General features: G+C 56.0%; 2 protein-coding genes and 1 pseudogene. All 3 read left to right on the forward strand.

The window, feature by feature from the left end; genetic code table 11:
* Window positions 1–121: 121 nt before the first annotated feature.
* Window positions 122–820, forward strand: a pseudogene (locus tag DW49_RS0105680) (type VI lipase adapter Tla3 domain-containing protein); the annotation flags it as partial.
* The gene (locus tag DW49_RS0105685) at window positions 817–1,086 is read left to right on the forward strand and encodes a PAAR domain-containing protein (RefSeq protein WP_005621002.1); all 270 of its coding nucleotides are present in this window, start codon (window positions 817–819) and stop codon (window positions 1,084–1,086) included. The pseudogene DW49_RS0105680 and the gene DW49_RS0105685, both read left to right, overlap by 4 nt.
* A gap of 47 nt (window positions 1,087–1,133) precedes the next feature.
* On the forward strand, window positions 1,134–1,691 hold the full coding sequence (locus DW49_RS1000000129575; protein ID WP_081681951.1) for a type VI lipase adapter Tla3 domain-containing protein: 558 nt from the start codon (window positions 1,134–1,136) through the stop codon (window positions 1,689–1,691).
* Window positions 1,692–1,695 lie beyond the last annotated feature (4 nt).

The raw sequence follows: 1,695 nt of genomic DNA on the forward strand, positions 1-1,695 counted from the left end.
CATCGGTAGAGGATTACGAAACATTGTTGCCGTGGAACTGCTCGCCAGAGATGCCTCGGTAAACCAGACCCTCATTTTTTGCTAGGTGGGGTTTGTGGCGCGGATACAGTTTGGAAAAGTTTACGAGGATGCCGAGGCCGCCAAAGGTGTTAAAGATCCGCTAGCCCCCGGCACCATGTCCACCGCCTACTGGCAATCCCAACTCCCCACCCTTTGGAAAACCATCAGCGACCGTGGTCCCGGCAACTTCGAGCCTTCCCCTTGGCTGCCCATTCGCTGGGGTCAGAATCAGGTCAAGGAGTTCGACGCCGCGCCGGTGCTTGGCTACCTGCATCGCCCGATCAAGGCATCGATGCAGGATGAAAACGGCAAACGCCTGAAACCGGCCTTGCAAGCCAAAGCCCTGCAAGCCGCCTGGGTGCAAGCACTGGACACTTTGCCCGAAGGCCAGAAACCTGTGCGGGTGTTCTACGACAGCACCAACAACCCGGAAGCGGAAATTGCCCTCAACAACGCCCTGCACGACCTGAACAAGGACGGCCACGGCCTTGAGCTGGGCAATGTCGAAGAAGGCTACGACATCGGTCGCCGTCTGGGTAATACCGGGGTCAGCGGTGCGCTGGTCGAGATCAACCTGGCGACCATCGCCAGTTACAAGGACGGTGGCGTCAGCGCCGTGGTCTACGCCGGCACCGATGGCAGCCTGACCGTACAAATGGTCCGCCCGCCCGATGAAGCCCGCAAGGCCAAGAACAGCCAGAACCGTGGCGCAGATCCGTTCACCTTCGGCTCGCCAACCGGCGGGGCACCTGCAGAGTGAGTTATCCGGTCTGTCTGGGCGACGCCACCAGCAGTGGTGGCCGAGTGGTGTCCTGCCAATTGGCAGGCACCCACACCATCAACGGCAAGCCACCGGCCGTGCTGGGCGACAAAGCCACCTGCCCGCTTCACTCCGGTGAGTTCCCATTCATCGAAGGCCACCCCACCCGAAAGCTGAACGGTATGCCAGTGGTGCTGCACGGCCATCGGCTGGCGTGCGGTTGTCAGGGTGTGGCCAGCCACGCCATGAATGTGCGAGTGGTTTAGGGGTTTATTCGTGATCATGTCATGCAGCGGAAGCACAGGAAAACATCATGGAATTGCGTGACATACATTCGGTTACCCGCTGGGGTATTGCAGGGATTCTAGGTGCGGTTCTGCTGAGCTACAGCGGGCATTGGTGGGGCAAAGCTATTGCCAATGAAAAGCATGAACTGGCGGCTTATAAATCCGAGGTTATCGCTAAAAATGCAGAACAACAGGCTACGCAAGCACGAACATACTCACTAGAAATACGAGGCGTAGGCATAGCAGTCAATGACTGGCATCAATCGTCTGTCTGGCGAGAAATTGTTAAAAAAAATAACAACTTTTCATCGATATTTCCTTCACAAGCTAAAGCCTACGATCCATCGTTGAGCTCGCGAGAGGCGACTGCAGATATCAATACTCGGGTGGCTTTTCAGCATGCGGCAAGCCCATCAGTAGCTTACTGGCCAATTCCCGTTTTTGCGCTAGGGCCTCCAAACCCTTACAAGAAGCCCTACCGCGCGGCAAGTATTATCAACTCAGGCCGCAATGCAGCGACGCTAGTGTACTGTTTTCGAAAAAATCAGCCACCAACTAACGGAAAATTCAAATCTTATCAATAGCTTA

This window comes from Pseudomonas avellanae BPIC 631, from assembly GCF_000444135.1.
Taxonomy (GTDB): Bacteria; Pseudomonadota; Gammaproteobacteria; order Pseudomonadales; family Pseudomonadaceae; genus Aquipseudomonas; species Aquipseudomonas avellanae.